Source organism: Providencia sp. 2023EL-00965, assembly GCF_033550225.1.
GTDB classification, from domain to species: Bacteria; Pseudomonadota; Gammaproteobacteria; order Enterobacterales; family Enterobacteriaceae; genus Providencia; species Providencia manganoxydans.
Genome location: NZ_JAWUEH010000003.1, coordinates 180,668 through 206,390, shown reverse-complemented (window position 1 = coordinate 206,390; position 25,723 = coordinate 180,668). Strand labels below are relative to the sequence as shown.

At 36.0% G+C, this 25,723-nt stretch carries 26 protein-coding genes; 1 reads left to right on the top strand and 25 read right to left on the bottom strand.

Annotated features, from left to right (window positions below):
- Nucleotides 1–20: 20 nt before the first annotated feature.
- The 11 genes from SC428_RS06120 to SC428_RS06070 all read right to left on the bottom strand — a co-directional run bounded on the left by SC428_RS06120 (nt 21) and on the right by SC428_RS06070 (nt 9,545).
- Nucleotides 21–1,457 carry an OprD family outer membrane porin gene (locus tag SC428_RS06120; RefSeq protein WP_233445641.1) on the bottom strand — a complete coding sequence of 479 codons (1,437 nt, stop codon included), beginning with the start codon at nt 1,455–1,457 and terminating at the stop codon, nt 21–23.
- Between the two features lie 224 nt (nt 1,458–1,681).
- The gene (locus SC428_RS06115) at nt 1,682–2,431 is read right to left on the bottom strand and encodes an SIS domain-containing protein (RefSeq protein WP_070928874.1); all 750 of its coding nucleotides are present in this window, start codon (nt 2,429–2,431) and stop codon (nt 1,682–1,684) included.
- Nucleotides 2,431–3,585, bottom strand: a complete 1,155-nt coding sequence (locus SC428_RS06110; protein WP_318706363.1) for a glycoside hydrolase family 88 protein — start codon at nt 3,583–3,585, stop codon at nt 2,431–2,433. The genes SC428_RS06115 and SC428_RS06110 overlap by 1 nt, the downstream gene beginning before the upstream one ends.
- A gap of 9 nt (nt 3,586–3,594) precedes the next feature.
- The gene (locus tag SC428_RS06105; protein WP_318706361.1) at nt 3,595–4,308 is read right to left on the bottom strand and encodes a sugar isomerase domain-containing protein; all 714 of its coding nucleotides are present in this window, start codon (nt 4,306–4,308) and stop codon (nt 3,595–3,597) included.
- A 9-nt stretch (nt 4,309–4,317) separates the two neighbouring features.
- Nucleotides 4,318–4,803 carry a PTS sugar transporter subunit IIB gene (locus SC428_RS06100; RefSeq protein ID WP_318706359.1) on the bottom strand — a complete coding sequence of 162 codons (486 nt, stop codon included), beginning with the start codon at nt 4,801–4,803 and terminating at the stop codon, nt 4,318–4,320.
- A 13-nt stretch (nt 4,804–4,816) separates the two neighbouring features.
- Nucleotides 4,817–5,596, bottom strand: a complete 780-nt coding sequence (locus SC428_RS06095; RefSeq protein WP_070928877.1) for a PTS system mannose/fructose/sorbose family transporter subunit IID — start codon at nt 5,594–5,596, stop codon at nt 4,817–4,819.
- A complete protein-coding gene (locus SC428_RS06090; RefSeq protein ID WP_318706356.1) occupies nt 5,589–6,368 on the bottom strand; it encodes a PTS sugar transporter subunit IIC in 780 nt (259 codons plus the stop codon). The genes SC428_RS06095 and SC428_RS06090 overlap by 8 nt, the downstream gene beginning before the upstream one ends.
- A gap of 4 nt (nt 6,369–6,372) precedes the next feature.
- Entirely contained in the window at nt 6,373–6,810 is a 438-nt protein-coding gene (locus SC428_RS06085) for a PTS sugar transporter subunit IIA (RefSeq protein WP_140180377.1), read from the bottom strand.
- 11 nt (nt 6,811–6,821) lie between these two features.
- Entirely contained in the window at nt 6,822–7,526 is a 705-nt protein-coding gene (locus SC428_RS06080; protein ID WP_318706353.1) for a GntR family transcriptional regulator, read from the bottom strand.
- Nucleotides 7,527–7,818: 292 nt separating this feature from the next.
- On the bottom strand, nt 7,819–8,211 hold the full coding sequence (locus tag SC428_RS06075; protein WP_272580692.1) for a hypothetical protein: 393 nt from the start codon (nt 8,209–8,211) through the stop codon (nt 7,819–7,821).
- Nucleotides 8,208–9,545 carry an MFS transporter gene (locus SC428_RS06070; RefSeq protein ID WP_318706349.1) on the bottom strand — a complete coding sequence of 446 codons (1,338 nt, stop codon included), beginning with the start codon at nt 9,543–9,545 and terminating at the stop codon, nt 8,208–8,210. Before SC428_RS06070 ends, SC428_RS06075 begins: the two co-directional genes overlap by 4 nt.
- Nucleotides 9,546–9,643: 98 nt before the next feature.
- Between SC428_RS06070 and SC428_RS06065 the strand changes: the two genes are divergently transcribed.
- Entirely contained in the window at nt 9,644–10,537 is an 894-nt protein-coding gene (locus tag SC428_RS06065) for a LysR family transcriptional regulator (RefSeq protein WP_070928880.1), read from the top strand.
- Between the two features lie 197 nt (nt 10,538–10,734).
- On the opposite strand, the gene SC428_RS06060 is transcribed toward SC428_RS06065, so the two are convergent.
- The 14 genes from SC428_RS06060 to SC428_RS05995 all read right to left on the bottom strand — a co-directional run bounded on the left by SC428_RS06060 (nt 10,735) and on the right by SC428_RS05995 (nt 25,713).
- On the bottom strand, nt 10,735–11,835 hold the full coding sequence (locus SC428_RS06060; protein WP_070928881.1) for an ABC transporter substrate-binding protein: 1,101 nt from the start codon (nt 11,833–11,835) through the stop codon (nt 10,735–10,737).
- Nucleotides 11,836–11,898: 63 nt separating this feature from the next.
- Complete coding sequence (locus SC428_RS06055; RefSeq protein ID WP_140185844.1) at nt 11,899–14,103, bottom strand: TonB-dependent siderophore receptor; 2,205 nt, start codon at nt 14,101–14,103, stop codon at nt 11,899–11,901.
- 375 nt (nt 14,104–14,478) lie between these two features.
- The gene (locus SC428_RS06050) at nt 14,479–14,778 is read right to left on the bottom strand and encodes an HdeA/HdeB family chaperone (RefSeq protein ID WP_070928883.1); all 300 of its coding nucleotides are present in this window, start codon (nt 14,776–14,778) and stop codon (nt 14,479–14,481) included.
- A gap of 390 nt (nt 14,779–15,168) precedes the next feature.
- Nucleotides 15,169–15,405, bottom strand: coding sequence for a HEAT repeat domain-containing protein (locus tag SC428_RS06045; RefSeq protein WP_070928884.1), 237 nt, complete (start codon nt 15,403–15,405; stop codon nt 15,169–15,171).
- Nucleotides 15,406–15,610: 205 nt separating this feature from the next.
- Nucleotides 15,611–16,867 carry a DUF1120 domain-containing protein gene (locus SC428_RS06040; RefSeq protein WP_318706340.1) on the bottom strand — a complete coding sequence of 419 codons (1,257 nt, stop codon included), beginning with the start codon at nt 16,865–16,867 and terminating at the stop codon, nt 15,611–15,613.
- Entirely contained in the window at nt 16,858–19,215 is a 2,358-nt protein-coding gene (locus SC428_RS06035) for a fimbria/pilus outer membrane usher protein (protein WP_070928886.1), read from the bottom strand. Before SC428_RS06035 ends, SC428_RS06040 begins: the two co-directional genes overlap by 10 nt.
- 45 nt (nt 19,216–19,260) lie before the next feature.
- Nucleotides 19,261–19,962, bottom strand: coding sequence for a fimbria/pilus chaperone family protein (locus tag SC428_RS06030; protein ID WP_283126051.1), 702 nt, complete (start codon nt 19,960–19,962; stop codon nt 19,261–19,263).
- Between the two features lie 67 nt (nt 19,963–20,029).
- On the bottom strand, nt 20,030–20,779 hold the full coding sequence (locus tag SC428_RS06025) for a DUF1120 domain-containing protein (RefSeq protein WP_283126052.1): 750 nt from the start codon (nt 20,777–20,779) through the stop codon (nt 20,030–20,032).
- 32 nt (nt 20,780–20,811) lie between these two features.
- Complete coding sequence (locus tag SC428_RS06020) at nt 20,812–21,573, bottom strand: DUF1120 domain-containing protein (RefSeq protein WP_070928889.1); 762 nt, start codon at nt 21,571–21,573, stop codon at nt 20,812–20,814.
- Between the two features lie 678 nt (nt 21,574–22,251).
- The gene (locus SC428_RS06015) at nt 22,252–22,488 is read right to left on the bottom strand and encodes a HEAT repeat domain-containing protein (RefSeq protein ID WP_318706334.1); all 237 of its coding nucleotides are present in this window, start codon (nt 22,486–22,488) and stop codon (nt 22,252–22,254) included.
- Between the two features lie 297 nt (nt 22,489–22,785).
- Nucleotides 22,786–23,778 carry a spore coat protein U domain-containing protein gene (locus SC428_RS06010; protein ID WP_318706332.1) on the bottom strand — a complete coding sequence of 331 codons (993 nt, stop codon included), beginning with the start codon at nt 23,776–23,778 and terminating at the stop codon, nt 22,786–22,788.
- Between the two features lie 315 nt (nt 23,779–24,093).
- On the bottom strand, nt 24,094–24,642 hold the full coding sequence (locus SC428_RS06005; protein WP_318706330.1) for a fimbrial protein: 549 nt from the start codon (nt 24,640–24,642) through the stop codon (nt 24,094–24,096).
- A 10-nt stretch (nt 24,643–24,652) separates the two neighbouring features.
- Nucleotides 24,653–25,192: a fimbrial protein gene (locus SC428_RS06000; protein ID WP_318706327.1), complete on the bottom strand. Its 540-nt coding sequence runs from the start codon at nt 25,190–25,192 to the stop codon at nt 24,653–24,655.
- Nucleotides 25,192–25,713, bottom strand: coding sequence for a fimbrial protein (locus tag SC428_RS05995; RefSeq protein WP_318706325.1), 522 nt, complete (start codon nt 25,711–25,713; stop codon nt 25,192–25,194). The genes SC428_RS06000 and SC428_RS05995 overlap by 1 nt, the downstream gene beginning before the upstream one ends.
- Nucleotides 25,714–25,723 lie beyond the last annotated feature (10 nt).

The window sequence follows — 25,723 nt, the reverse complement described above, 5'->3', positions numbered from 1 at the left end:
TTGCTATTAAGCGCTTATTCTTAAAAAATATTGACGCTATAGCCGACGATAAATTTCACGTCATTACGTGAAGTTTTATAATTTGTCTCTGTTGTTCTTAATAACGCAGGTAACAAGGTGACTGACAAACCTTTTGCGGCACCGCTTTCGACGTTATAACGCATTAATAAATCAAGTGAGCGCATCTTGCCGTCATAATCGCGTTGTGAGTTTATTTTGCTGGTATCAGAAACCACATGCCAACCATAGGTTCCTGCTAAGCCCATCGTAAATTCAGGCAGGTTATAATCTGCAAAATTATGGGTAACGCCGAGTCTTACCGCATGGGTACCTGATGCATTATAGTCTTCCAATTGTGAAAGCGTGGCTTGGTAGTCACGCTTATCGGAGTTCGCCCACGGTGTTAATCTAAAATTATAATCAGCCGTTTGTGGTGCATAGTTTTGGCTATAACCTAAAGACCAAGTGGTATTTTTATGTTTTAAATTCAGCCCTGCACTGACGTAATATTCGGTCTTTGGTGATTGAACAGGGGCGATACCATCAATATACCGAGCACCTTGATAAAAAACTTTAGTCTGCAATGAAGTGTCTGTAGATAAATTATCTGAACGTTCCAACTGTAATTGCCAGTTGCGACGATAGTCTTTACCTTCACCATAGCCCGCATCTATCTTCGCATGACCAAAGTCATACACCGCACCGACAGTGTGAATATAGTCAATCACATGACCTTTTTTAATAATGTTGCCATTATCATTAAGGCCAGCGGCATTATTTTGATGCCATGTTGTGGTCATCGGTTTAAAATCACGACTCCAATCGTTTTTAAATCTATCAGCCCATGCATAAGTTAATGTGAAATTATCAATCGATAATGCACTGTCAAAACCGCGATAAGAGTGAGGGTTTAGCCCCCAACTACTTTTTATCGTTCCTGAATTTATCGGGGTAAACCCCGCTGACATTTTGAATTTGGCAATATCATTACCATATTTCAATTTTACCGCTGCCGTTGACACACTCGCGCTTGACTCTTCACAAGGTGAAAATTGCCCATCACCATTACAACTATAGTTGTAATAAAGAATTTCCGATTGCCCAACAGTATTACCTAATTTAATATTGGCTCCGCCCCAAAAATCAAAACCAATCACATCTTTGTAATAACCTGATTTATAATTAAGGGCTAATAAGGCAGTTTGGTTTTTAATTCCCCCAGCCCCTAAACCATAATTTCCTGTATTTTTACTTTTAACCGCTCGATATCTGACATAAAGATTTGAATTAACATCAAGTGAAGCATCAGTATAAATAGCACGATAAAAATCAGAATCATTTGATTCATTAGTAGCAATTAATTTCCCATCGGCGTTGGCTGACTGTATAACACCCATTAATACTAAGAATAAAATCGATTTTTTAAATGCTGTGTTTTTTAGTGTAGGTTTTAACATGGATTTCACCATCGAATTAAACTTATTAGAATTATTAGCAATAGATTATCCTATTGCATAAATATACTCGTCATACTTCAAGTTGCGGCGTTATTGACGACGTTCACTCACACTAGTCACCTATTTATGTAGGCTCCCAGCGACTCGCTCACTTGTCGCCTAGCTGCATCTCGAATTATTTAGAATATAGCAATTAATATTTTTGATTATTTTGTTTTACTATTTTATAGACCATTAATTAATTCAGGAATGCGCCCTCCATATTGATTAATTAAATCTAAATTATGTTTATCTGAATCAGGAATATTACCACTTAAAAATATGGGTAAACTGCACTGTTCTTCACTAAGATTAAATATCACTTCAGCAAATATTCCTTGCACAAGAAAAATACCTAACATGGACGAAATCGGCGAAAACGGAGGTTCCTGCTCACTGGCTTTTAATACTGCATCACCGATAGGAACATTATTATCAATAACCTGATCGGCACAATCACGTAAATGCTGACCTGACGTGTGCTTAGACTGAAAAGTGTCAGCGTATACAGAGCTAGTAATGGCAACGGTATAAGCGCCATGCTGCCGGCCCCACTGTGCGACATCAATCGGCACAGGATTGATCCCCGATGTTGAAATAACAATTAATGCATCTTTTTCAGTAATTTTATAATCAACTAAATAAGGTAAAATATAATTATTTTGTTTTTCTAATTTAGATGAGCGAGCAGCGCCTTCATGAAGCATTAATGGCTCAATTAAAATTGGTCTAACAGGTGCTAACCCACCCGCCCGATAAAATACATCTTCACCGAAAATATGTGAGTGTCCACAACCAAAGAAATAAATAATACCACCTTGACGGATAACATCAGCAAGTTTATTGGCAACTTGATTTATATTTTGTTGTTGGTCTTCAGCTAAAAATGTCAGTTTATCTTTTACAATATTTAAATAGTTATTAATATGACTCATTACCAATATCCTTTCCAATTCGGGTTATATAATCGATAGAGTGCTTCCATATAATAGTAATCGCCCCATAAATTACATTCATTTATCCCTTTATTATGGCTATATGCATAAACACCATGTTTTAATAAACCTTCACAATCTTTATCATGGCTTGCTGATGCAAATTGTTTTACTGCATTTAATAATTGGCTTGCTAATACTGTGTAATTTTTATGTGGAAAGAAGCGTTGTGCTTCAAGTAATCCACAAATCACGATAACTAATGCTGATGTATCCCTTGATTGCTGATCTGCCGCAGTAAAACTGAGATCCCAATAAGGAATGGCATCTTCAGGTAAATGAGCAAAAAAATAATCACAGATACGCTCATATAACGATCCATCGGGCCAAATGCTGCCGATGCGCCAATTTAGCGGTAAACCAAGGATCGCCCACGCTTGCCCTCTGGCCCAACAAGAACTATCACTGAAGCCCTGAAAGGTGCGGCCGTGTGACGGTAATTTAGTTTCAGGGTCAAAATAGTAAGTGTGATGACTAGAGTAGTTATCACGAAAAATATTCTGAACCACATGATTAAAATGCCGTTTAGCTGCCTGTTGATATTTATCATCACCACTTATCTGACTCGCTGTAAACAGCAAAGGTAAGTTAATCAGTGAATCAATAATCAAACGATACTCTTGCTCTTCATTCATCTTTCCCCATGCTTGAATAAAACCAGCATCTTGGTGAAAGCGAGCCAATAAGACGTCAGCAGCAGCAACAATCATCGCATCAACATCACTATTGCCCATGATTTCCTTATAAGCGCCAGCAGATAAACTGTATAAAAAACCGATATCATGGTGATCAAGGATAAAATGGTTTGTTAATCGCTGTTCAAAGCTGGCAATATTACGACGAACACCATTCAGAAAATCATCATCTAGCGTGAATTCATAAGCAATGGCTTGCATCCCTGTCCAAAAACCATTCGTCCAATCATCATTACCTTTAATTCGATATTGATTATTTTGAGCACACGCAGAAGGGAACTGTTCAGAAAATTTTCCCATATTCTGTTTTAGCTTTTTACACAGCAAACTCAGTTCATCAGCGATTTCTTCTTGAGTTAATGGCGCTGGCAAATGATGTATAAATGGGTAATCAGACATTAATCGCTCCTAGATTGTAAATATCCGCTCACGATACTCAGTTAATAACCTTTGGTTATATTCTTTACCGCCCGGTTGATTAATGCTTCTCATCACAGGTGGCTCAATGCCGTCCAGCAAGAGAATATCAATGCACTTGATCACAATACTATTAACAATATAAGCATTAGTCATCGACGAGACCGGCCCTGTCATGATTTTTCCGTTATCAATATTTATCGTGCAATCCCCTTTTGGGCTATGATTATCAATCACCACATCGGCAACGCCATTAATACCCGCTAAGTTTGCATCAACAGGATCTACCGATGAAATACCACTGGAAATCACTATCAGATCATTACCTTTATCTTTAATATTTTTTGCTAACTCAATATGTAACGGCTTAGTCCCTGAATTAGAAACCATCACAAAACAATCATTGGGGCGAATATCAATTAAATTAGCAAAAACATCGCCAGTACCAGCCACTGAATCTAACCATCCCATATGGCCATAGAATTGTTCAATCGCACGTGTATTAACTAGGCCACCTGCTCTACCTGCAAGCTCCACCGCCGCCGCAAAAGAGTGCCCCGATCCAAAGCCGTAAATAACTCCTTTTTGACGAACACATTGTGCAAAAATTTCTGCCGCTTTAGCGATAGTGTTTTGCTGAGTTAAATACACGCGTTCAAGCGTATTAATCACACTTTCATAATACTTTTTTTGATTATCGCTCATAAAACAACCTTACATCCCTTTAAGAAAAGTACTGATATCCGCATCAGGCTCTTCAGGGGTCATTTGTGCTGTCACACTCACCCCTCTTTCTAATAGCTCACGAATAATCTCCAATTCGCTATCACTAATACTGACTGAGCGCTTAATTTGTTTTCTATCATCCTTGTTCGACATATTACCGATATTTAGCTGTTTAACCGCTAAGCCACTATTTAACATCTGCAAAGCAATCTCAGGTGTTTTAACTAAAATTAGCACCTTTTGATTTTCATAATTACCTTGGCTGATATTATTAAATGCCGTTTCACGAGCAAGAATCGACGTATTACATCCATCTGGTGCCGCACTGCGTAACATCATTTTCTCAATATCGTTGGCTGCAACCGCATCATCAATGATCATAATACGATTTGCATTAAAGTGACTGACCCAACGAGTCGCAACTTGCCCATGAATTAAGCGGTCATCAACGCGAATATGTACAATACCTTTCATAACAGCATCCTAATTAACTAAGAATATTAAGGTTATAACCAACCACACCAATAAACATTAAAATAAATATCACTCGCGTAGAGTTCATTCTTTTAAGACCGAGTAACCAATAAGTTAATAAAACAACGAGTAATGGCACTAATCCCGGCATTAATTGATTGGCGACATCCTGTAGCTTTAATGAAATTTCACCATAATGGAATTCAAAACCTAACTTAGCTTTTACTACCGAAGGTATTAATGCCCCAATAACAGTTAACCCTAATATATTGGCTGCACGAGTAATTTTATTTAAACTATTGGTTAAAGAGCCTAATAGGTTTAATCCTTCTTGGTAACCTTTACCAATGCTATAGCGCATAAACAGTAAACGAATAAAGAAGAACATCACCCATAGTAATAATCCTGCTGGGTTGCCCTGTAATGCCATGTAAGAAGCTATCGAACCGATAATCGTTGTTGGTATGACAAAGAATAACGTATCACCAATCCCTGCCAATGGACCCATTAAACCAGTTTTGACACCGACAATCGCATCTTTACTTTCTAAGCCTTTCTTTTCTTCTAATGCGAGGTCTACACCCAAAATTGCTGGTGCCATCGTATTATTAGTATTGAAAAACTGACTGTGTACTTTTGCTGCTTGTTTTAATTCTTCGGGATCTTTATATTTTTCTTTTAAGAAAGGATAGATACTGTATAAATAACCCAAACCCTGCATTTTTTCATAGTTCCAGCCACATTGCCCAAATAAAAACCAGCGCCAGAATACTTTTTTAATTGATTTATTCATCACCCATATCCCCACTTGTTTTTTGAGCTAGCTGAGCTTTTTGATTGTCTGCATTAAAGATATAAATCGCGACAGCTAAACCGATTATTGCCGCACCTAAGATAGGTACTGATAAATAGGCGGCTAAGAAGAATCCAAGTATCAGGAATGATATATTTTTCTTAATTGGCAAGTAACGCATCAATATCGCAATACCTAATGCAGGTAACATACCTCCCGAGACTTTTAATCCATTCATAATGGACTCTGGAACATGCTGTACAACATTATTCACAAATGCGGAACCAAGAACTAATGCAAGGAATACCGGTATCATGCGAGATAGAGAAATCGGTAACTGCCCAACTAAGTTCATTCTTGATGCCAGTTTGATATTACCGCGTTCAATCAACGAATCGGCTTTATGGTGAATAAAGGTATTAGTAAAACGCGCTAAAATATCCAATTGCACCATCAATAAGCCAATAGGTACTGCAATAGTTGCACCGAACTCAGCGCCTTCGCCACTCATGATAGCGAAAGTAGTGCCTAGCACCGCCCCAGTCATATAATCAGGTATGGATGCACCACCAAAGTTACCTACACCCAAAACCAACAAGTTTAATGTGCCGCCAATAAATAAACCTGTTGTGACATCCCCCATAATTAGGCCAGCAAAGAAACCCGCCATACTTGGCTTAACTAAACCTAATGTTGTATTGTTTCCATCGTAGATTGCAAAACCAGAATAAAGTGTTAAAAGAATAATTTGCCAAAACTGAACATGTTCCATTTAATTATTCCTCTTGTTCACTACATTGTTTATCCCATGTTTTTTTATTCATTTGAAATAGGCCTTCTTTTGCTGTTAAAAGAATTTGTTTCTGAGATTCTTCTTTTAATACTTCCTCATCAGCCATAATAATTTCTAGAATTAAATTTAAATTCATCCCTGTAAATAAATGCGTATAGTCCCATAAATCATTACTAGCAATTATTGATAATGCACAGTTGTAAGGGGTACCATTCTTTAAATCAGAAACAATAATTAGATTATTTTTATCTTTTATTAATTGATTAATTTTTATGTTAAGTTCGTCTTTAAATATCTCAATGCCTTTCTCACCGGTTAATTCGTGATAATCGACATTATCTTGTTCTCCTAATATCAGTTCGACAGCTTTTTTAGTTCCACTTGCGTATCCTTCATGAGAAATCAGTAGAATACTTGTCATAAATATTCCTTCTAGGTATTTCTTATTTCAATGTGAAATGTATCAATTGTTTTATAAGTTTCAACATATTCAATAACCTCTTTATCATTATTTAAGGTCAAACGTCTCATTAATACCACAGGGGTATCTTCGGCTAATTGCAAATAATCACTAAACTGTTGTGGTATCACCTTTGTAATATCAATAGTTTGTGTAAAAGGCATTGAATACATATCTAAGTTATTACTGTCTCTTAATAATTCATACAGAGACTGATAAGAACCGCTTTTTAAAAGACTTTCATCTTTAATATAAGAAGAGCAAATATGTGAAACTTGAATAGCAAATGGTTTTTTATTGTTATAACGTGCTCTCACAATTTTATAATACTGCCCATCTTGTTGAATTTTTAACTTATCTACAATTTCAGTTTCATTTTCTAACGTGCAAGAAACCATTTTAATCGATTGAATACCCACTAACTGATTATCGGTTTCAGAAAAAATAATTCTCTCATTACGTTTTGCTTTAGAAACAAAAGATCCTTTTCCTTGATAACGAACAATATACTCTTCATTTACCAGCTCTTGAATCGCACGTAAAATTGTCGCTGTACTCACGCCATAACGGCTTTTTAATTCTGATTCACTATAGAATTTTTGCCCTGGTTTAAACAAACCCGAATTTATCTCTTCTAGTAACTCATCTTTGATTAGTTGGTACTTAGCACGGTGCATTTAAAAATCTCTTATTAACTTTTCAATGTGATCAGCATTAGTTTATGAGTTTCATCATACAACAATGTTTTTTGCAGTAAACCCTAAAAGCCAACTTAACCGGTTAACCGGTTAAGTATTTATTTAAAACAATAACTCGATCACAAATTTTCCTTGTTCAAAGCTATCAAAGGCAGATTTTTATCGAAAAAAGAGCAAAAAAGTCAGAAAGGGAGCAGAGAAGTGAATGATGTAATTAAGTTATAGTTGGCTAGTTTCATACGAAATAAAACCTAACCAACTAATAAATAAACTATTTTTTGACTATTGGCGTTTCATGCAAATAAGTCCAGAAACATTGCTCGTCTTGTATTCGAATACAAACCGTAGAAGTTCGTAGCAATCGAGAATCATCTAACTCATGTAATTCACGATACTGTAACCAACAATATTCACCAACTTCCAAAATAGGTTCGATATTGTCAGGGGTGATCTTCAAAGAAGGCTTAGCTCCAATATTATTACTGAACAATGCATTTACCTGCGCCAATCCTATACAATCACCGCCCATAGTAACCATTTTAAAGTTGCTATCGAAGCTCTCTAATAGCTTATTTAGATCATCAGGCTTATGACCCGTAAAAACATTTTCAATTAACTCATGCAACTCGATAACACTTTGAACTGCTTTATTCATATTACTCATGCGCTTTTCTCTCTAAGAATAAAAATTAACGACAACAAACTCAGTATTGCTGCAATAAAAAAGGTGTACTGATAACGAAGTAAATCACTCTGTGCACTCACTAGACTGAAAATGGAAATCAGCACTACGGTGCCGACACTAAAAGCGACTTGCCGATTGATATTCCATAACACACTGCCCTGCAATAAATCTTTACCCGAAAAATCCAACAATGAACTAATCTGCGCGGTATTAGCGGCTATTCCACCACCTGCTCCCATTAGTAAATAAGCAATAACCAGTTGAATAAGATCAGTACGGCTAGAGACAGTAAATAACAGCGCTATCCCTATACTATGTAGTAATATTCCAATGAAAAATAAACGCTTTTTACCAATATGATGATATAAATAACCACCACTCACCATAGAAACTAATGCGCCAGCCGCATATAGCAACATGAACATACCTGTCTGGCCTGCATTAAAATGCAAATTAGTTTGCAAGTTAAAAATATTGAGTAAATTAACTCCAGTAAATACCCCCGGAACCGCGTAATAGACAATAAAAGCATTACGTAAATTACTATTGCGCAATAGCTGAAAGTTTAAAATGGGCGCTGCACATTTCTGCGCATACTTAATATAAAAAGCAAAGATAATTGCGGATAAAAATAGACTTCCTATAGCTAGCGATAAGTTGTGATAATCGTTATAAAGAGAAAATGATAACAATAACAACAGCAAGCTGACAGTCACTAGCAGTAAACCGAATACATCTGGTTTTTCCCTTCGCTGTCGTTCACTATTATTAATCCATAACCACGCCAAAGCCGCAGCGAGTAATGAAAAAGGCAAATTCGCATAAAACACCCAACGCCAAGATAGGCTATCAATGATCATTCCACCTAGCGCAGGTGAAAACGCAGGGGCTATCAACGCAACTGTCATAATCATAGTGGAAATACGATGACGTTCTTTATTTGGAAATAAGGCAAAAACTAACGCCTGACCCACAGGGATCAATAATCCTCCAGATATCCCTTGAATAAACCGCCAAAAAATCAAACTATAAATCGAATAACTCAAACCACACAATAAAGCGCTGATTGAGAATAACAGCATAGAAAAACATAATAGCTTTTGATTACCAAACCGCCCTGCTAGCCATAAACTAATAGGCATAATTAATACTAAACCTAAAATATAACTATTTGCTACCCAAGCAACCATTGATTGACTGGTTGAAAATACTTGAGCAATATCAGGCAATGCAATTGCTGACATAAAAATGTTTATACAATCAATAAAGAACCCTAACAAAAATATTGTCGCAATTTTATATCGATAAGACATAACAACCTCCGGCGACAAAGAGTAGTGTTAGCCCCTTCCTTTGTCGATGCAAGAGGATTAAACTCATTGTTTAATAAAAACAAACAATCATTGTAATTATGCAGAAAAATCTCAAGCAAATAGCGACATTCCTTCAAGTGGTTGATTCCGGATCATTTACCAAAGCAGCGGATATATTAGGGCTCAGCCGTTCCATGGTAAGCATTGATATCAAGCAGCTCGAAAGTCAATTAAATGTCAGTTTATTGACCCGTAATACGCGGAATATCGCGCTTACAGAAGCAGGAAAGCATTTTTATGATGACTTCAAACGCATTCAATTAAATATCGAGGAAGCCTTTGAAAGAAGCCAAAACTTAGGCAGCAGTGTGACAGGGTTATTACGTTTTTCATCAACCAATGAATTTGGACAGCGTTATATTTTACCTTTGCTACCTGAGTTTTGCCGCCTTTACCCAAAACTACGATTACAATACAGTTTTAACTCTTCATTAGATGATTTAGTGACAGAAAAATTAGACCTAGCAATACGTTTAGGTAACTTAAAAAGTTCTTCACTGAAAACGCGAAAAATAGGTGAATACTCCATCTATATTGTTGCATCACCACAATTTATCAAAAGATATCCAATCAACCATATTGCGGATTTAGCCCAAGTACCTTGGATTACACACTCGTTATTAAATTGGCAAGATACTCAATATGTTTTGCAAAATCAGCAAGGTGAAAAACAAGCACTCCCCATCATTAAAAGCCAATATGAATCCAATTCTGCGGCGGTTATCCATCAAATGACAATCGCATCATTAGGGTTAGCTATTTGCCCCTCGTGGTTGGTCGATGAAGATATTCAATTAGGCCGTTTGGTCAGAATATTACCTGAGTACAATCTCCCCACACAAAATATACAATTACTTTATCCAAGTACCATTTCACTAGCTGCAAAAACACGTGCATTTATTGATTATTTAGTGGAAAGATTTACTTTGTAAAAAAGCCGTATTGTATACAACACGGCACAGACTGTTGACAAACATATCATGTTTGGCGGCAGTCGTTAGGGGGTTTTGAAATAAACGAGGAAAATCAATTTATTGATTTTCGGCTGATAACACGAAGCGGGAAAAACCACGCTTTTATCCCGCTTCGTCAGCAACCTCAGCCGTGTTGTATACAACACGGCATTAAATCAGAGGGATATCCAAAACACTCCATCAGTTTTAATCGCAGTAAACTGCCGTAGGAATTCCTGCAAATTTTGCTCTGGCTCTAAAGTTGCAAAAGTCTGCGGGTGCATAAACTTGGCCATTGCCTCAATTGCAAAAATATTCATCGGATTATTATAGAAATTGTGATAAACCGCCATAACATGTTTATCTTTTACCGCTGTCAGCGATGAAATTCCTTGGCGCTCTACTAATTTAGCTAATTGCTTTTTAGCAACGGTTGCATCTGCCCCATAACCTAACTTAACTGCTGTTGAGCGGCGATTAAAATTCTGCCAATCTGCTCCGGTTAACAAATAAAAGTCAGGATTTAAGCTAATAATATTTTCAATCGAGCTTTCGGCGCCTTTTGCAGGGAAACTGTCTTCAACAAGATTTTTACCACCCGCAAGGCTAGCAAGCACGCCAAAACCAGAACGTCCATAAAGTTGGCAGCAACTATCAGTAAATAAACCGGCATTTGCCTCAATTAATACTGATGGATAAGGTTGTTTCAACTGCCCTTCAATTGCTGCTAATTTTTCTTGATACAATTTTGCAAAATTGTTTGCGCGCTCCTGAGCCCCTAATAGCTCACCTAATAACACAATACTTTTTGGCGTGTTATTGGCGATATCCATACGGAAATCAATAAAAATAACTTTGATCCCAGCCGCCTCTAATTGTGGCATAAATTGGCTGTCGCGCATCGCGGCATAATTAGATTTATGCATTAATACTACTTCAGGCGTTAGCTCAAGTAGCTTTTCAATTTGAATGCCAGTTTCGCGCGTTTTTCTTAATGTCGGTATTTTTGCTAATTCAGGAAGCGCTGAAAAATAAGCCTGTTTTAGATCCGGCGCATATTGTTCTAAGGAATCACTCCAACCGATAATACGTGATACCCCCTCTTGCCCTGCCGCAATATCGACTGACAAAACATCTCGTCCATCAATCAAAAATAATTTATCGACGGGAAGCTCTAGGCTTACCTTGCGGCCTTGCAAATCCGTAACGACTGTTGGTGTTTTAGCTGATGCAATCATACTGGCTAAACATAGTAGCCCAGTTAATAGCCATTTCATTGGACAACCTCATTAAGTAAAAATGAGCCATCAATGATTAAGATGACTCATCTAACATTCAACTTAAAACGTCACACTATAATTAAGCGCAAATGTTCTGCCTCGACCTTTATAGGTATACAAGTCTGCCGCACCATAATTAGGACTATATAACTTAGGTGCACGCTGCCCCCAAATTGTGGTGTAGTCTTCATCCAGTAAGTTTTCGACTGCAAAGCTGACCTTGCCAACTGGTAATAAATAACTGCCTAAGAAATCCACGGTATTATAACCATCGAGTTTGTTACCATCGGCATCAGACATATTGAAGGTTTGCTGACTTTGTAAACGCAGTGACCAGTCGTTAGGATCCCAGCCAACATATGCCGTGACTTTTGATGGACTAGCAAATTTGACACTCCATTTTTCCCATTTGCCATCGACTTTAGTTTCTGATTTTTGCAGATTAAAGTTACTACCCACACTCCAATCGCTATCATCAAAGAAATAATCAACCGCTCCTTCCACACCATAAATACGACGTTTATCTGACTTCATATAAATCGTCATATCTGTGCTATTAATGTCATAACTTCTATCTGATAATGAATAATAAGCAGCAATTTGTGTACGCAAGTTTTCACCGGTATAACGCCACCCTAGTTCATAAGAGTCAACTTTAATACCTTTCACTTTAGTGTCGTTAATATTCACACTATTTTCTAATGCCAAATGCCCATTCGCATCAGCTGTTGGCGCATATTTCCCTGTGCCATAATATTTAGCGATATCAGGGATTTCGAAACCTTGAGAGAAATTAAACCATGTTTGCTGATCTTCCGTTAAATTAACTAATAGACCTGCGTTAAATAATAAGTTGTTATAATCGGTGTTACCACCCGGTACTGCATCAGCAGATTTAATTTTACCTTCAGCAATTTGCTGTTGTTGTGCATACCCAACAAAGCTATCAACTTTGTTTTCAGTATATTGGTAACGCACTCCACCGCTTAAGGTGAATATTGGATTAATATCGTAACTGCTCTGTAAAAAAGCAGCCATATTGGTTGTGGTATAACTTGGATAACGCCCAACTTGATAGGCTTTTTTCAAATCCATACCGCCTGATTCTTTTGCTTTATCTAAGTTAAAGAACATTTGGTTAGCACGAAATTGTTCGTGTTCAGCGTCAGCACCATAAGTCAGCGTCAAATTATCGACAGGCTCACTATTAAACGTCAGCTTAGTACCATAGAAATTGGTTTTTTGATCGGAAGCACTAATACTGGTCACATCCTTTGCTTTATTTAAAGTAGGAAATGGATAAAACTTTTGTGATTCGTCCCGATAATAAACTTGAGCAACAAAATCTTGCCCCCAAAGATCGCCATTTGAATATTGTAAATTCAACATATGGCGCTCAGTACCGGGTAAACGATCTGAGTTTAATTTACTACTATTGTAAGCTTCGCCTTGGCCTTTCACCGCCGCAAAATCTTTACCTAAATAAAGGCCATGTTTTCCATCGGACTCACTTTTATAATATTGAACCGTGGCTTGTAACTGCTGATTATCATCAATATCAATAACCCCTGCGCCCATTACATCCAAGCGATCAGAAAACTGTAGACCCGTTTGTGTATTATCAATATTAATTGCCTTGCCTTTACCATCATACCAACCGCCATAACGTTGATAGGCAACAGATAAACGACCGTGGGCGTTTTCATTACCACCACTCATTGCCGCAGCAACATTTTCATCATGATCTTTGCCATTATTAAAACCAGTTTTACCGCCAATTTGCAGATCAACTTGTTTCTCTTCTTGGCCTTTTTTGGTGACAATATTAATTAATCCACCGCTGCTACCTCCGCCATATAGAGAAGTCGCCCCAGAAATAACCTCAATGTGATTAATATTAAACGGATCAATAGAATCTAATTGGCGACTATCACTACGCGAAGAATTTAAACGTACGCCATCCACCATCACAATCATTGAGCGCCCACGCATATTCATGCCGTAATTAGTACGACCTTGGCCACTGACACTCATACCGGGGATCAGCTGTGACAGAATATCTTTTAACTCTTTGCCACCTTCAGCTTGCTGTTCAATTTCAGCGTTATCTATTACCCATGTCGTTTGCGCCATTTCAGACACACTGCGGTAAGAGCGAGTTGCTGATACAGTCATTTCATCTTGTTTGTTTTCTGCTGCGAATGTAACTGGTGCAATAAATGAAGCAAGGCACGGAGAGAGTACCCAAAGATGCTTAATTTTCATTAATCTAAGATCCTAATATGTCGTTATGTTTTTAGTAAGTCAGCCACTTAACAATATAGAGGCTAATCTTAACTGATAATACACATACAATTAAGAACTATTATCATTGTTATGAAAATTTTCAGGGCAAATACGTAAAAATTGTCATAGAAAAATCTATGGTTAATAGGTGAATAGAAAAAATATGGGACGGGATAATGTGAAAATTAAGCTCATTGGAGCTTGCTCGATCATCAAAGATAGATGACTTGTTAGGAAATAGATCATGACTGCTCCTGTTAAAAACCCTATTTGGCACTTAATATCTGGTGTTTGCTTTTGATTATAGTAAAAGCAAACACCTAATTAACAAGGCTTTAATCAGTAAAATTTAGCTTATTTCTTTGATGCTAAATAATCTTGCAGAGTCCCTTCTGGATTCTTCTTACAGAATTCAACAATTTGAGGTGCTTCAGCAACACTTTGCTCAGTCAGAGCAACGTAATCACCGCCTTTAAATTGAGTCTCAGTATTCGTGATCCATAACGCGACTGGCGCCCAACTTTGTGGGTTGAGATTAATATATTCCTGACAAGTCATCTTCTCAGGCGTAACCACGTTTGAATCGGCAGCCATCGCATTAACAGAAAATGCTGCCATTGCAGCCAAAACGCTAGAGATAACAATCTTTTTCATTATAGACCCTCTATAGTGTATTAATCGTGCATAACTTTACCCATCATATTTCAAATTACAGTGTTATTAGTAAGCTGTACCTTGAATTATTCAGAGTATATGTGGCTATGTTTATTTTTATCACAAACTCACCAAACTTCATACAGTCTTATTTTGATAGTTAAAATAAAGCAAGTTAAATGTTTAATGATATAATAAAAAGAATAATGCCTGAATAACAACAATAATAAACACATCAATATAAATAATGCTTTAAAATTTTAGTAATCAAATATAGATTATTATTAATATACTCATCGAGAATTCACTCTTTTAATGAATTAACTTTTACTTTCAAAAATAAAAATCGATTAATTACTCATTAAAGTTTTATTAATTTAATTAATGATATTAATCTTTTCGATCTAATGATTGTCCAAAATGTCCAGACAGTTTACTTAGTGAGCGAATAGATGAAATAGCGACTTCTTTATTTGGATCTTTGCATAAATCAATTAACCTCACAACCGCTTCTTGTTGTTCGATTGTCGCTTTATAATCCCCTAATGCTGAGATCGCTGCAATCTTGACATCATCGTTGCCTCGAAAGGTTAACCCAATGAGTGTACTTATGATTTGTTTTTCCATGGTTCAACTCGTTATAACAAGAAGAAATTAAGTATAATTAGTTATTTTAAATCAAATAACCCATTACATCTCACTTTATTATGAAGTCAATTGAGTAGCTAATGATGCCTTTACCCATTTAGAGATTATTTTTGGCATATTACCAAAAAAACGTTTTATTTAGATTTTTATGATTATCACTCCTCTAATAAATTATTAAATACCATTAATAATAATATAATTCTATAGTTGATGAGCCATCAAGATGTAACGGAGACGTCAAGTCCAAATCCATCTTATGAGTAATGTAAGCTTGTATAATTAAAATACCTTCAAAATGCCTAAATGGTGATGGAGATGCTGAGTTAACATCAGAACCAAATGAAATATAAGGTGCAGAACCCATTATTAAGCTTCCCCCATGGCCTTTAAGATCAGTTTCTTTGTTCCAGTAAGTTGATGCACTTGGCTCCGTTTGGGTCCAATATCTCGCTTTAGCTGCTTTACCATCTAATTTTGTCTGTGTAAAAGGTAAATTTAATATATACCCACCTATTTTTTGATTATTAACATTTCCTAACCCAACAACAAAAGCTTGCGTTATATCAGTCAAGCCTAGAGGAAGATTTTTACCTAATCCTGCTAACATGGCATCTGAGCTTACTATTGAGCTTCCTATTTCATTTTCATTCGTAGCATTGGGTGTCGAATGTGGTCGATTACTTCTTGCTCGGATAGCGACATTCGTCGATGCATCACAAGCAATTGTCAAATTTAATGTTCGGGCAGGTAATACAGTTATTTTGTTATTAGATAATTCCCCCAAATGAATTGTACTGTAATCAATCTGACCAGCATTTGATACGACAGGCGTACATGCAATGGCCTTCAGGCCTGATGTAATTAAAACATTACTCGATGGTAACTGTGCGAAAAATAATGATAATTGCCCTGATTGCTCTAATAAACTAGGGTTAGTTATATCTGATGAAGCCACCCTAGGAGTAATATTGAATACAAGTTCAGTATTTTTACCAACAACAGCACTTTTAGGTCGAATTTCATCGCCTGACTTTAATAATGGTAATGATTGATAAGTATTATTACGAACAATAGTCGCAGGAGTGCTTATTCCATCAACTCTAAAGTCATTAAGGGTAACTTGTAATATGCCAGCTTGCCCATATTTAAAATCTGAATTATCAATGCCAGTAACATCTTGTATTTTAATAATCGGTTCAACATTTTGTGGACAAATTAATTTTGCTACTACCTGCCGACTAGGTAATTCTCCTTGCCCATTCGATAATTGTTTAATTTGATCTCGTGATATTTGCCCATAATCAACGTTAACCTGAGAGGTCACTAATTGACAATCATTTTTAATTTCATTTTCAGATAATACATTTGAGGAATAGATAAATATATTTACTCCTAAAAACAGTAAAACATACTGTCTTTTAAAGGCTAATTTTAATGGCATTGTACGTTTACCTCTTCGTATAAGACTTGTTCTTTTGGTTCATTCGGTAGTACAAGCTTTATCCCACAAAATTTCTTTTCTGGTGTTTCAACAATCAGCTTCATATTAGGTATTGCTTGCCCCAAAAAAAACTGCCCTGATTGAGTTGATAAAGTTAAAAAATTACCCGCTTCGTCACGAATAACACTATTTTGTGGTAATGGCTTCCCTGAAAAATTAGCTTTTATACGAACACGACGAGATTCAATAACCGTAAAATGCACCGGTACAACTGAACCTTTTGCAGGTGTAATTGTTTTATAGGCATTTAAAATATCACTTTGTCGTGATAAAGATCTTGGATCAACTTTTATTGCATTTTGTTGGTAAGCATTGAGATTAGGAATAACTGAATAACCATTTCCATTCGTCCAAGTAGGCCCAGCTCCTGTATCGATCCGTACATAGCGCCGATCCCCTGCCTTCGCAATACCAAACGTCTCCTTTATTTCATAAGGAGAGAGTAAAATACCTTCATTAACTAATGCAACACCCCCTGTTAATGAAGCCCCCCAACTTGTTTGTTGCTCATTATCGCGACGAATATTCCCTCCCAATTGAGCATAAGGAGTTACTGTATGCAGATTCGCTGAAACAGACTGATAATGTTGTTTATCATTGTACTCATAAGCAATCCCCCAATTTCTATCACGGTCAACATAGTTGTTATATCTTGCTCCCCAACGATTTGAATTATTTGCGTGAGTAACCCAAGATGAAATATTGGCGCGGTCAAGAGGAATGCTTAAACGTAAAAATACAGTATCTTCATATACATTATCGATATTATAAGTACGCTGATAACTCGTATTTAGCGTAATATTTTCAGAAAATGCTTGGCTCCAAGAAAAACTAATATAGTCTTGAGATTGATTATCTTGAGTATAGGTTCGTCCGACTGAAGAACTTAATGTTCCTATTTCGGTCGCCCAATTAATATCGCTACCCAACTGTTTTTGTCTATTATTGATATCATTTTCATTTTTTCGCGTTGCATCACTGAGGTAATGATAATTTTTACTTTGCACTAATGTGTTAGCACCTATCGAAACTTGCTCCGACAATAGATACGATAATGAACCTGAAAATAAAGTTCCTGTGGAAGCGTGATTATTATCATGGGAAAAATCAGTGTTGAATGCCAAAAATGTGTTAGGTGACAGTTTAATGGCATTGTTAAGACCTAGTGAATAATAATCCGTAGATAGTACGGTTCCAGCTTGAACTCCCCAGTGATGACTAATTCCCCACCCTTTTGATAATGAAATAATGAATGGTTTATTATCTGCATGAGGCTCATCATATCGTCCAATACCAAACGAATAACCTGTATTATAATGTGTACTAAAATTAGAAAAAGTTGTTGAAGGAACAATAAATGATTGTTCACTACCATTAACCCCTTTTAGTTTTACATGTAAATCTGCCGTCCGATTAACTAACGAAAACTGAGATAACTCAAATGGGCCAGCAGGAACGGCTGTATTATATATCAATCTACCAGATTGATATATTTCAACCATAGATGATTCTGCGGCGATACCACTTACAATAGCACCGCTGCTATGATTAGTTTCAAGTTGGTTTTCAGGAAATAATTGAAGACCTATCACTCGAGATGCACCAATTACACTATTATTTAGGTTTATTTGTCCTATTTGCAAATTCTTTTTTTGCTTTTCTAATGTTGTTTGAGCATAAGCATATTGGTGAATAAAATCAGACTCAGATAAGTGATTATAAATTTGATAACTGCGTAGCAACCAATTGCCAGTATTAATGCCAGCCTCTGTATTTATATAATACATATCATTGTTGCTACCAGATCCTCCCATATAATTTGTAGAATAATTTACTATAGCGCCATTTCCGCCATAGGTATAATTTGTTTTTTCATTATAATTAATTAAAACTACACTTTCAGGCACAAAAAACCACAATTCTTGTTTCTTAGGTCTTTGAACTATTTCACCATTCTTCCATAACTGCCTAATATCCAAACAGTCATTTTCGCCACTCAATAACAATCGATTTTCTAATCCAATCGTTTCAAGTAACTTAGAGTTAATACAAGGCTCGCCCTGTTCATTAATATCAACTTCAGTATTGACTCTAAATTGATTATTAATATAAATTTTTATTTCCTGTTTCCCTGGTAAAAAAGCAGGAGCTTTAGCTAATTGTGCAGCAATTGCAACATCAATACCACGTGAGCGCAGAAACTCCTCATCAAAATTGGTTTTATCCGCTGCCATAACAGGTTGGATATTAAACCAAATTGCAATTGCAGTTGGCGTATATTTTTTCATATTATCATTACGCTTTATGTTATTATGATTATACTTTTTAAGCAATTACTCTGTTACTAGTGCATCAAAGTACTTACCTGTTGCAAAGCCCCACGTTGTAGCGGGATAAATACGCACATTTTTTCCTTTAACATTTTCTACTTTATTATTAGATGTCAATGAAAATGAGCTATGAGGTAATATATAGCTTTTGGGTAGTGTATACGTCTGCCCCCCTGGAATTAAAGTAACATTCGGAGAAATAAAACGTACAATATAAGGTGAAGGATTATTAACAATAAGTTGATTATTTTCTATTTTCCAATTTAACTCTTTCCATGGCGTTAAATTCCTAGCTAATCCTGCTGGGCGAATAATTACAGGTAGATTTTGTTTAAAGGTTACATTAATTTCCTTACCTAAATCTGAGTTTTTAGGTGGTACCCCTTCAAATGTCGCACGTTTTAATCGTTCAACCTTTAAAGGCTCTTTTGTGGTAATTAAAAAACGTACAGTTTGAGTATCATTACCTTCAACACGAGCAACTGGGGGATAAACTGTAATGAGTTCTTCTGGATCTTCTTCTATATTCTCTATTCGGGTAATTAATAAACTGGGATATTTATCTGTGTTCTTGATATCAATATTTCCCTCTCCATCTTCTTCTTCAATAATAACAATCGAACTTTGTGGAACCATTCCGGCCCCCCAAGCAGAAGTAATATTCAAAAACAAAAAAATAAATAATGAAAAAATTTTTACTGGCATATAGTCATCCACAGAATAAAAGGTAACTTGTATAAACAAACCAAGTCACCTTAGATTAAAAATATAATTAGAAATAATAAAGCTCTATGGTTGATGAACCATCTAAGTTAATTGGTTGTGTTAAATCCAAATTAGACTTATCTGTAATATACCCTCTAATAATTAGGGTGCCCAACAAGGTCTTGAATGCTTGTGGTTTACTCGCTGTATTATCTGTTGAATAAGAAAAATACGTTTCAGCGGAGTTCATACTACCACCATGAGAACTCTCATTGTTTTCAACCCCCCAAACCGTATTTTTATCTAATGTTCCGGAAGCATAAAAGCGTCGAGTAGCGATATCTCCATCCAAAGTTACCAAGCTAGTTGGCAATAACATCATATAACCACCGATATCCTTACCATCAGATCCAGTTCCTAATCCCATTACATCCGGATTTATCACTGTTACACTATAAGGAATATTCGCAATCATATTGCTCAATGTGGTTGCATCAGTTAACTTTGAAGCACCTGTCGTATTTGCTGGCCCTGCATCAGCTGCTGTACCTCGGTTACTGTTAGCCCTTAATGCAACATTAGTTTCACCAGTGCATTGGATAGAAAAAGCTAATGTTTTAACATCAAGTACTGTAGTACCTGTTGCAGATAATGCTGAAGGTTTAATATTACCGTAGTCAACAACCCCGCCTCCACTTGCTGATGGTGTGCAGGCTGTTGGATTAATTGTTCCAATAACTTTAATATCTATTGAATCAGCTGCCATCCCTGATAAAGAAGCCGAGGTTAGTACACTCGCCAATAATATTTTCTTCATTTTATTTTCCTAATATAATAACTGATTCTCAATTAGTAATAATAAAGTTCAATTGTTGAAGAACCATCAAGGTTAATAGGTTGAGTAATATCTAATGCGCTTTTATCAGTAATATAAGCCTGAACAACAACCGATGCATTCATCAACTTAAATTTTTGTGGAACTGCCGCGGCTGCATCAGAGTTATAGCCAAAGTAAGCAGCGCTTGCGGGCAATAAAGAATCTCCATCATTTGAAACACCTGGAGACATTTTGTTCCATGAAGAAGTTTGAGTTGGTGTACCTGTAGAATAATAACGAACTGCGGCATCAACACCATCCAATGTGATACTTGTTACAGGCAAGTTCAGCATATAGCCACCAATTTTTTGCCCATTAGCTAAGCCTAAACCAGCAGCATGAGGCTCTGTTACATTTCCCAAACCATTAGGTTGATTTTTACCTAAACCTGCATCAATTACTGCTTGGTTAACTTTTGCACTACCTGATATATTTTCGGCACCATTAGTGTCTGTAACCGTGTTTGTACGATTACTATTAGCACGTAATGCTACATAAGCCTCACCATCACAACTAATTGATAAATTAACTGTTTTTGCAGGCAATACAGTTGGACCGGTTGCATTCAGTGAATTTGGATTAATATTTCCATAATCCACAACGCCACCACCTGATGCCGTTGGTACACAAGAAGTAGGGCTAATGGTTCCGATAACAGAAATATCGACAGAATCAGCGGCCATAGCAGGCAGAGTAGCCGAGGCTAATAAAGATACTAGTAATAATTTTTTCATATTGATTTCCTACCATAAAGACATAAAAACATTCTATTTAAATAAATAAAATAGTAGATAGTATTTATATTGATAATAAGCATTTTCCCTTGAATCTATTCAAGGAAATAGAGATGATCGAGATAAGACGATATTAAAGACTTTCCCATTACAAATAAGCGTTAATATAATCATACAATCACTTATTTAATACCAATATAAATGAAGAAAGAATTAAAATCAAACGTTAGTCGAATAACATAATACGATGAGCAATTTCATTTAACAACAATATGGCGTACACTATTTAATAAACCCACTTAATAGTGGCTCACCAAATAATCCATATTTGATAATCTTTAAAAAATAGAGATTAAATCCAAAATAATCCATTTATGACTAAATTTTAAAAGTGATATTTCAGTATTTTCATTAATTCAAAATTATTACAATTAAAAACATTTTGAACAACAATGTCACTAGTGATAAAAACTAAGCAATCATTTACGAAATGAGAAAAAAGGATTAAGCGAACTCAATGAAACAATAAACTATATGTAATCAAAAACGCCTTTCAATGATAAATAAACATGCTACAATCTTTAATAAACGCCATATATCACTCCTATGAAGTTAATTTTAAACTTTTAAAATCATAATATTATTACTATTCAAATTATCAATATCTAATTAATGACATTAATCTTTTTGTTCTAATGATTGTCCAAAATATCCAGATAGTATAATTAATGGTAGAATCGATAAAATCGCGACTCCTTTGTTTGGGTCTTTGCATAAGTCAATTAATCTAACAACAGCCTCTTGCTGTTCTATTGTGGCTTTATAATCACCCAATGCAGAGATCGCTGCAATTTTGACATCATCATTACCACGAAAGGTTAACTCCATGAGAGTATCTATGATTTGTTTTTCCATAATTTAGCCTGTTATAACAAGTAGATCTGATATGACTGGCTATTTTAAGTTAAATCAATAATTACATCTTGTCGTATTACAAGAAAATTTAAGTTACTAATTTTAATTTTACACCTTAAATGTAATTTTAAAATATTTTTCACATAAAATAGAATCATAAACAATCCTTATCTAGAGATTCTAATTGTAATAAAATAAATACATAAAAAATAATTAACACAAAGGATAGAGTGAGTTCTTATGAAATTAATAATGGAGAAAAACTCTCCCCATTATTATAGAAGTAAACTTTTAAACTTAATAGAAATAAGTAGTTAGCAATAATGAGCCTTGATACTCCCCGGGTTTGAAAGAGTCAGAGCTGACAATTTTAGCATTTAGCTTCATATTCTTAGAACCATCTTTCAAATTATATTCCCACACATTAGAGGTTCCTGATGTAACCCAATTATTACATTGCATTTTATTATCGCAAATTTCAAAGCTATAAGGGATCTCATCCTGATAGCTATTTGACAATATCGGGTTTGCTCCCGTCCAAGATACACCGATTCTTATAGATGCATCAGAAGTACACTGTATATCAAAGCTACTTGTTGCCTTTACAACTGGGTCAGTCTTGATATTCATCACACCAAAATCTAGGTTATCAGGGGTACTGGTAGAGCATGAAACTGGAGGTGGAGGAGTAAAACCAGCTCTAGTTTCAGTTTCTCCGCAATCACCATTCAGACAAATTTCAAGATTAACAGAACCCTGATTATTATAACCTTGATATACTTTTACTGTTCCAACAGTTTCTCCCCGAGAAAAATAAAAAGAACCTAAATCAGCCCCCAATAGTGGCGCAACTTCTGAACACGACATATTAGTAAATTGTGAAGAAGCACTTGTATACTCTCCTTCCTTAGACAAAATAAAACCTTTAGGAGGTGAAGTCCAACTTGCCATTTTAATCCTAGCACCCCAGTCCAGATCCGTAGAAGACCACCACCCATTACTCCGAAATTTCAGCGTGACTTTGCATGGGGCCTGATCACGTTGAATAGAAGAAGGCGCATAAAATCCAATTAAAGGACGACCTGAATTTGTAATTCCGTTGAATGTGAATCGACACATCCAATAAGGTATACCATTATCATAACCATTTGGACTATCACTACGGATACAACCATAATAATTATGACCCTCTTCACTGTAATCCCATGTCGTGACATCAGCAACTATGACTTGCCCATACGATGGTGTCGTAGAACAAAAAAATAACAATAAAAATAATTTTTTAAACATATTTAATGGCCTTATTCTAGTACCCTAAAATAAATACAATCAACTTATAACAAAATATATTTATTTGAAATAACATTCATTTTATAGAAATGGAAATAATTACGTTAATTATTAATCGCTCTCTAAAAATCATCATTCACCTAGCTTCAAACCAAGATCTTTAATATATTTAATAAAAAATTGCATTTTATAACAAAGTTTCTCTGCACTAGAAATATATAATATTTAATCAACTAAATATTTTAATATCAATAATGTAATCTAACATTTTCAATAATAAAGCGAGCTAACAATCATAAAAAATCTTCTCCGGTGTCACTCATACACCAAAGTATAAGTCAGCGTGGCATAAAATGAACCGGGCTTAATACTTTTATTCTGCAATGCAGCAGGTTCCGCTTTTAAATAAGCGCGAATAGGAATAGTCAAATCACCATTACTAATTGGATAAATCGGTTCAACTTTGGCATCATTAATCAGTAATGCCTGCCCTGTCCCTGTTTCTAAACCAATCACAACGCCAGAAGCTTCACTGTTTGAATCAAACTTTAATAAACCATCTGGTGTTGCATCGCCAGTAAATCTGGCTGAAATCGTTTTGCCTAATGAGGCATTGCACTTTTCTAATTTAAATTGAAGAGTACGATCACTATATTCACCACGCTCACCGGTATATAAATCTTTAATATTAACGTTTTCGCCAAAGTAAACATTGGTATAATTACTATCAGGGTGTACCGTGCACGGCAAAGCCACTAACTTACCGCTATATTCAATATTATTGGGTCCAGCCGCTTGGCTGATTAATGGTAATGCCACCAATGAAACGGCTAAAAAACCTCCCAATAGACAATTCGTTTTCATTATTTTTCTCCTATGGGTAAAGCATTTCAACAGTTGCACTTGCCGTAAAATCACCTTCTAAAGGCATCGTCCCTTTATTACGGATAGGTGTTGCAGTAAAAGGTATTTGCTTAGTGCCATTACTCGACATCACCACTTTTAACCCGTCATTCGGTTTCACTGCCGTGCCATCAGACTCTAAATAAATAGCCAGATTGGTTTGACTGGTCCATAACGCACCCTTATAGAAGTTTGCAGGCACTCCTTTATATTCCATAAATAACGCAACTGAATTGCCAAGGCCGGCACCACAACTCACCGTCAGTGTGAAATTTTGCTGATAATTACCTTTGTGACTAACATTAAGCTCATCAATATCGGTAATCCCAATTTCGCCAAAGTCAATTTTTATCGGCTGGTTTTTACCATTAGCGTCATAAACATCACAAGGCGGGTTATCAATTAAGTTACCTTTAAAGTTCACTTCAATGGCCTGTGTACTGGCACTAAAAAGGGATAGAATCCCCATTAAGCCCAACAACTGATTTCGTGGCTTCTGTAAGTTAAACATTATTGATACTCCACGCTCAATGTGGCTGATGCTGTAAACTCACCCCCGCTAATTCCCCCTGTGTTACTAGGGACGGCAACGGCATATAACGTTGGTTTACTGTTATATCGAAAAGGCAACCAGTCATTCAGTTTTAGTTGTTGGCTACCATTCAAAATTTTGATGGCCATGTCGTTTTCCGTGGTTTTTAACATACCCGCAGCAAAACTGGTGTTAGTATTACGTGCATCCGTTCCGGTAAACTGAATTTTTATAGCTGGGTTATCCTCTTCACATTTAATATTGTAATTAATCTGTGTACGACCATAGGAAATCCCATCAATCTGATTAATAATCATATCTGGAAAAATAACTTGAACAGGTTGCCCTTCTCTAGGACCATAGATTTCACAGGTTTTTTCCACCACAGTCACTTTCACTTGAATGGTAAACACTTCTGCAACGCTCTGCCCACTGGCGAATAAGCATCCGCCTGCGGTGAGACCCGCAATGGCATGTCGAATAAGGTTTCTTGATTTCATCGTCAGCTCC

Excerpts from the sequence above, each read along its gene's own strand:
- SC428_RS06100 (WP_318706359.1), bottom strand. The coding sequence starts at position 4,803 with ATGAAAGGTATTGTACATATTCGCGTTGATGACCGCTTAATTCATGGG.
- SC428_RS06085 (WP_140180377.1), bottom strand. The coding sequence starts at position 6,810 with ATGACAAGTATTCTACTGATTTCTCATGAAGGATACGCAAGTGGAACT.
- SC428_RS06045 (WP_070928884.1), bottom strand. The coding sequence starts at position 15,405 with ATGGAAAAACAAATCATAAGTACACTCATTGGGTTAACCTTTCGAGGC.
- SC428_RS06050 (WP_070928883.1), bottom strand. The coding sequence starts at position 14,778 with ATGAAAAAGATTGTTATCTCTAGCGTTTTGGCTGCAATGGCAGCATTT.
- SC428_RS06110 (WP_318706363.1), bottom strand. The coding sequence starts at position 3,585 with ATGTCTGATTACCCATTTATACATCATTTGCCAGCGCCATTAACTCAA.
- SC428_RS06040 (WP_318706340.1), bottom strand. The coding sequence starts at position 16,867 with ATGCCATTAAAATTAGCCTTTAAAAGACAGTATGTTTTACTGTTTTTA.
- SC428_RS06020 (WP_070928889.1), bottom strand. The coding sequence starts at position 21,573 with ATGAAAAAATTATTACTAGTATCTTTATTAGCCTCGGCTACTCTGCCT.
- SC428_RS06010 (WP_318706332.1), bottom strand. The coding sequence starts at position 23,778 with ATGTTTAAAAAATTATTTTTATTGTTATTTTTTTGTTCTACGACACCA.
- SC428_RS06060 (WP_070928881.1), bottom strand. The coding sequence starts at position 11,835 with ATGAAATGGCTATTAACTGGGCTACTATGTTTAGCCAGTATGATTGCA.
- SC428_RS06095 (WP_070928877.1), bottom strand. The coding sequence starts at position 5,596 with ATGAATAAATCAATTAAAAAAGTATTCTGGCGCTGGTTTTTATTTGGG.
- SC428_RS06080 (WP_318706353.1), bottom strand. The coding sequence starts at position 7,526 with ATGCACCGTGCTAAGTACCAACTAATCAAAGATGAGTTACTAGAAGAG.
- SC428_RS06000 (WP_318706327.1), bottom strand. The coding sequence starts at position 25,192 with ATGTTTAACTTACAGAAGCCACGAAATCAGTTGTTGGGCTTAATGGGG.
- SC428_RS06005 (WP_318706330.1), bottom strand. The coding sequence starts at position 24,642 with ATGAAAACGAATTGTCTATTGGGAGGTTTTTTAGCCGTTTCATTGGTG.
- SC428_RS06115 (WP_070928874.1), bottom strand. The coding sequence starts at position 2,431 with ATGAGTCATATTAATAACTATTTAAATATTGTAAAAGATAAACTGACA.
- SC428_RS06030 (WP_283126051.1), bottom strand. The coding sequence starts at position 19,962 with ATGCCAGTAAAAATTTTTTCATTATTTATTTTTTTGTTTTTGAATATT.
- SC428_RS06065 (WP_070928880.1), top strand. The coding sequence starts at position 9,644 with ATGCAGAAAAATCTCAAGCAAATAGCGACATTCCTTCAAGTGGTTGAT.
- SC428_RS06055 (WP_140185844.1), bottom strand. The coding sequence starts at position 14,103 with ATGAAAATTAAGCATCTTTGGGTACTCTCTCCGTGCCTTGCTTCATTT.
- SC428_RS06090 (WP_318706356.1), bottom strand. The coding sequence starts at position 6,368 with ATGGAACATGTTCAGTTTTGGCAAATTATTCTTTTAACACTTTATTCT.
- SC428_RS06075 (WP_272580692.1), bottom strand. The coding sequence starts at position 8,211 with ATGAGTAATATGAATAAAGCAGTTCAAAGTGTTATCGAGTTGCATGAG.
- SC428_RS06025 (WP_283126052.1), bottom strand. The coding sequence starts at position 20,779 with ATGAAGAAAATATTATTGGCGAGTGTACTAACCTCGGCTTCTTTATCA.
- SC428_RS06015 (WP_318706334.1), bottom strand. The coding sequence starts at position 22,488 with ATGGAAAAACAAATCATAGATACTCTCATGGAGTTAACCTTTCGTGGT.
- SC428_RS05995 (WP_318706325.1), bottom strand. The coding sequence starts at position 25,713 with ATGAAATCAAGAAACCTTATTCGACATGCCATTGCGGGTCTCACCGCA.
- SC428_RS06105 (WP_318706361.1), bottom strand. The coding sequence starts at position 4,308 with ATGAGCGATAATCAAAAAAAGTATTATGAAAGTGTGATTAATACGCTT.
- SC428_RS06120 (WP_233445641.1), bottom strand. The coding sequence starts at position 1,457 with ATGTTAAAACCTACACTAAAAAACACAGCATTTAAAAAATCGATTTTA.
- SC428_RS06035 (WP_070928886.1), bottom strand. The coding sequence starts at position 19,215 with ATGAAAAAATATACGCCAACTGCAATTGCAATTTGGTTTAATATCCAA.
- SC428_RS06070 (WP_318706349.1), bottom strand. The coding sequence starts at position 9,545 with ATGTCTTATCGATATAAAATTGCGACAATATTTTTGTTAGGGTTCTTT.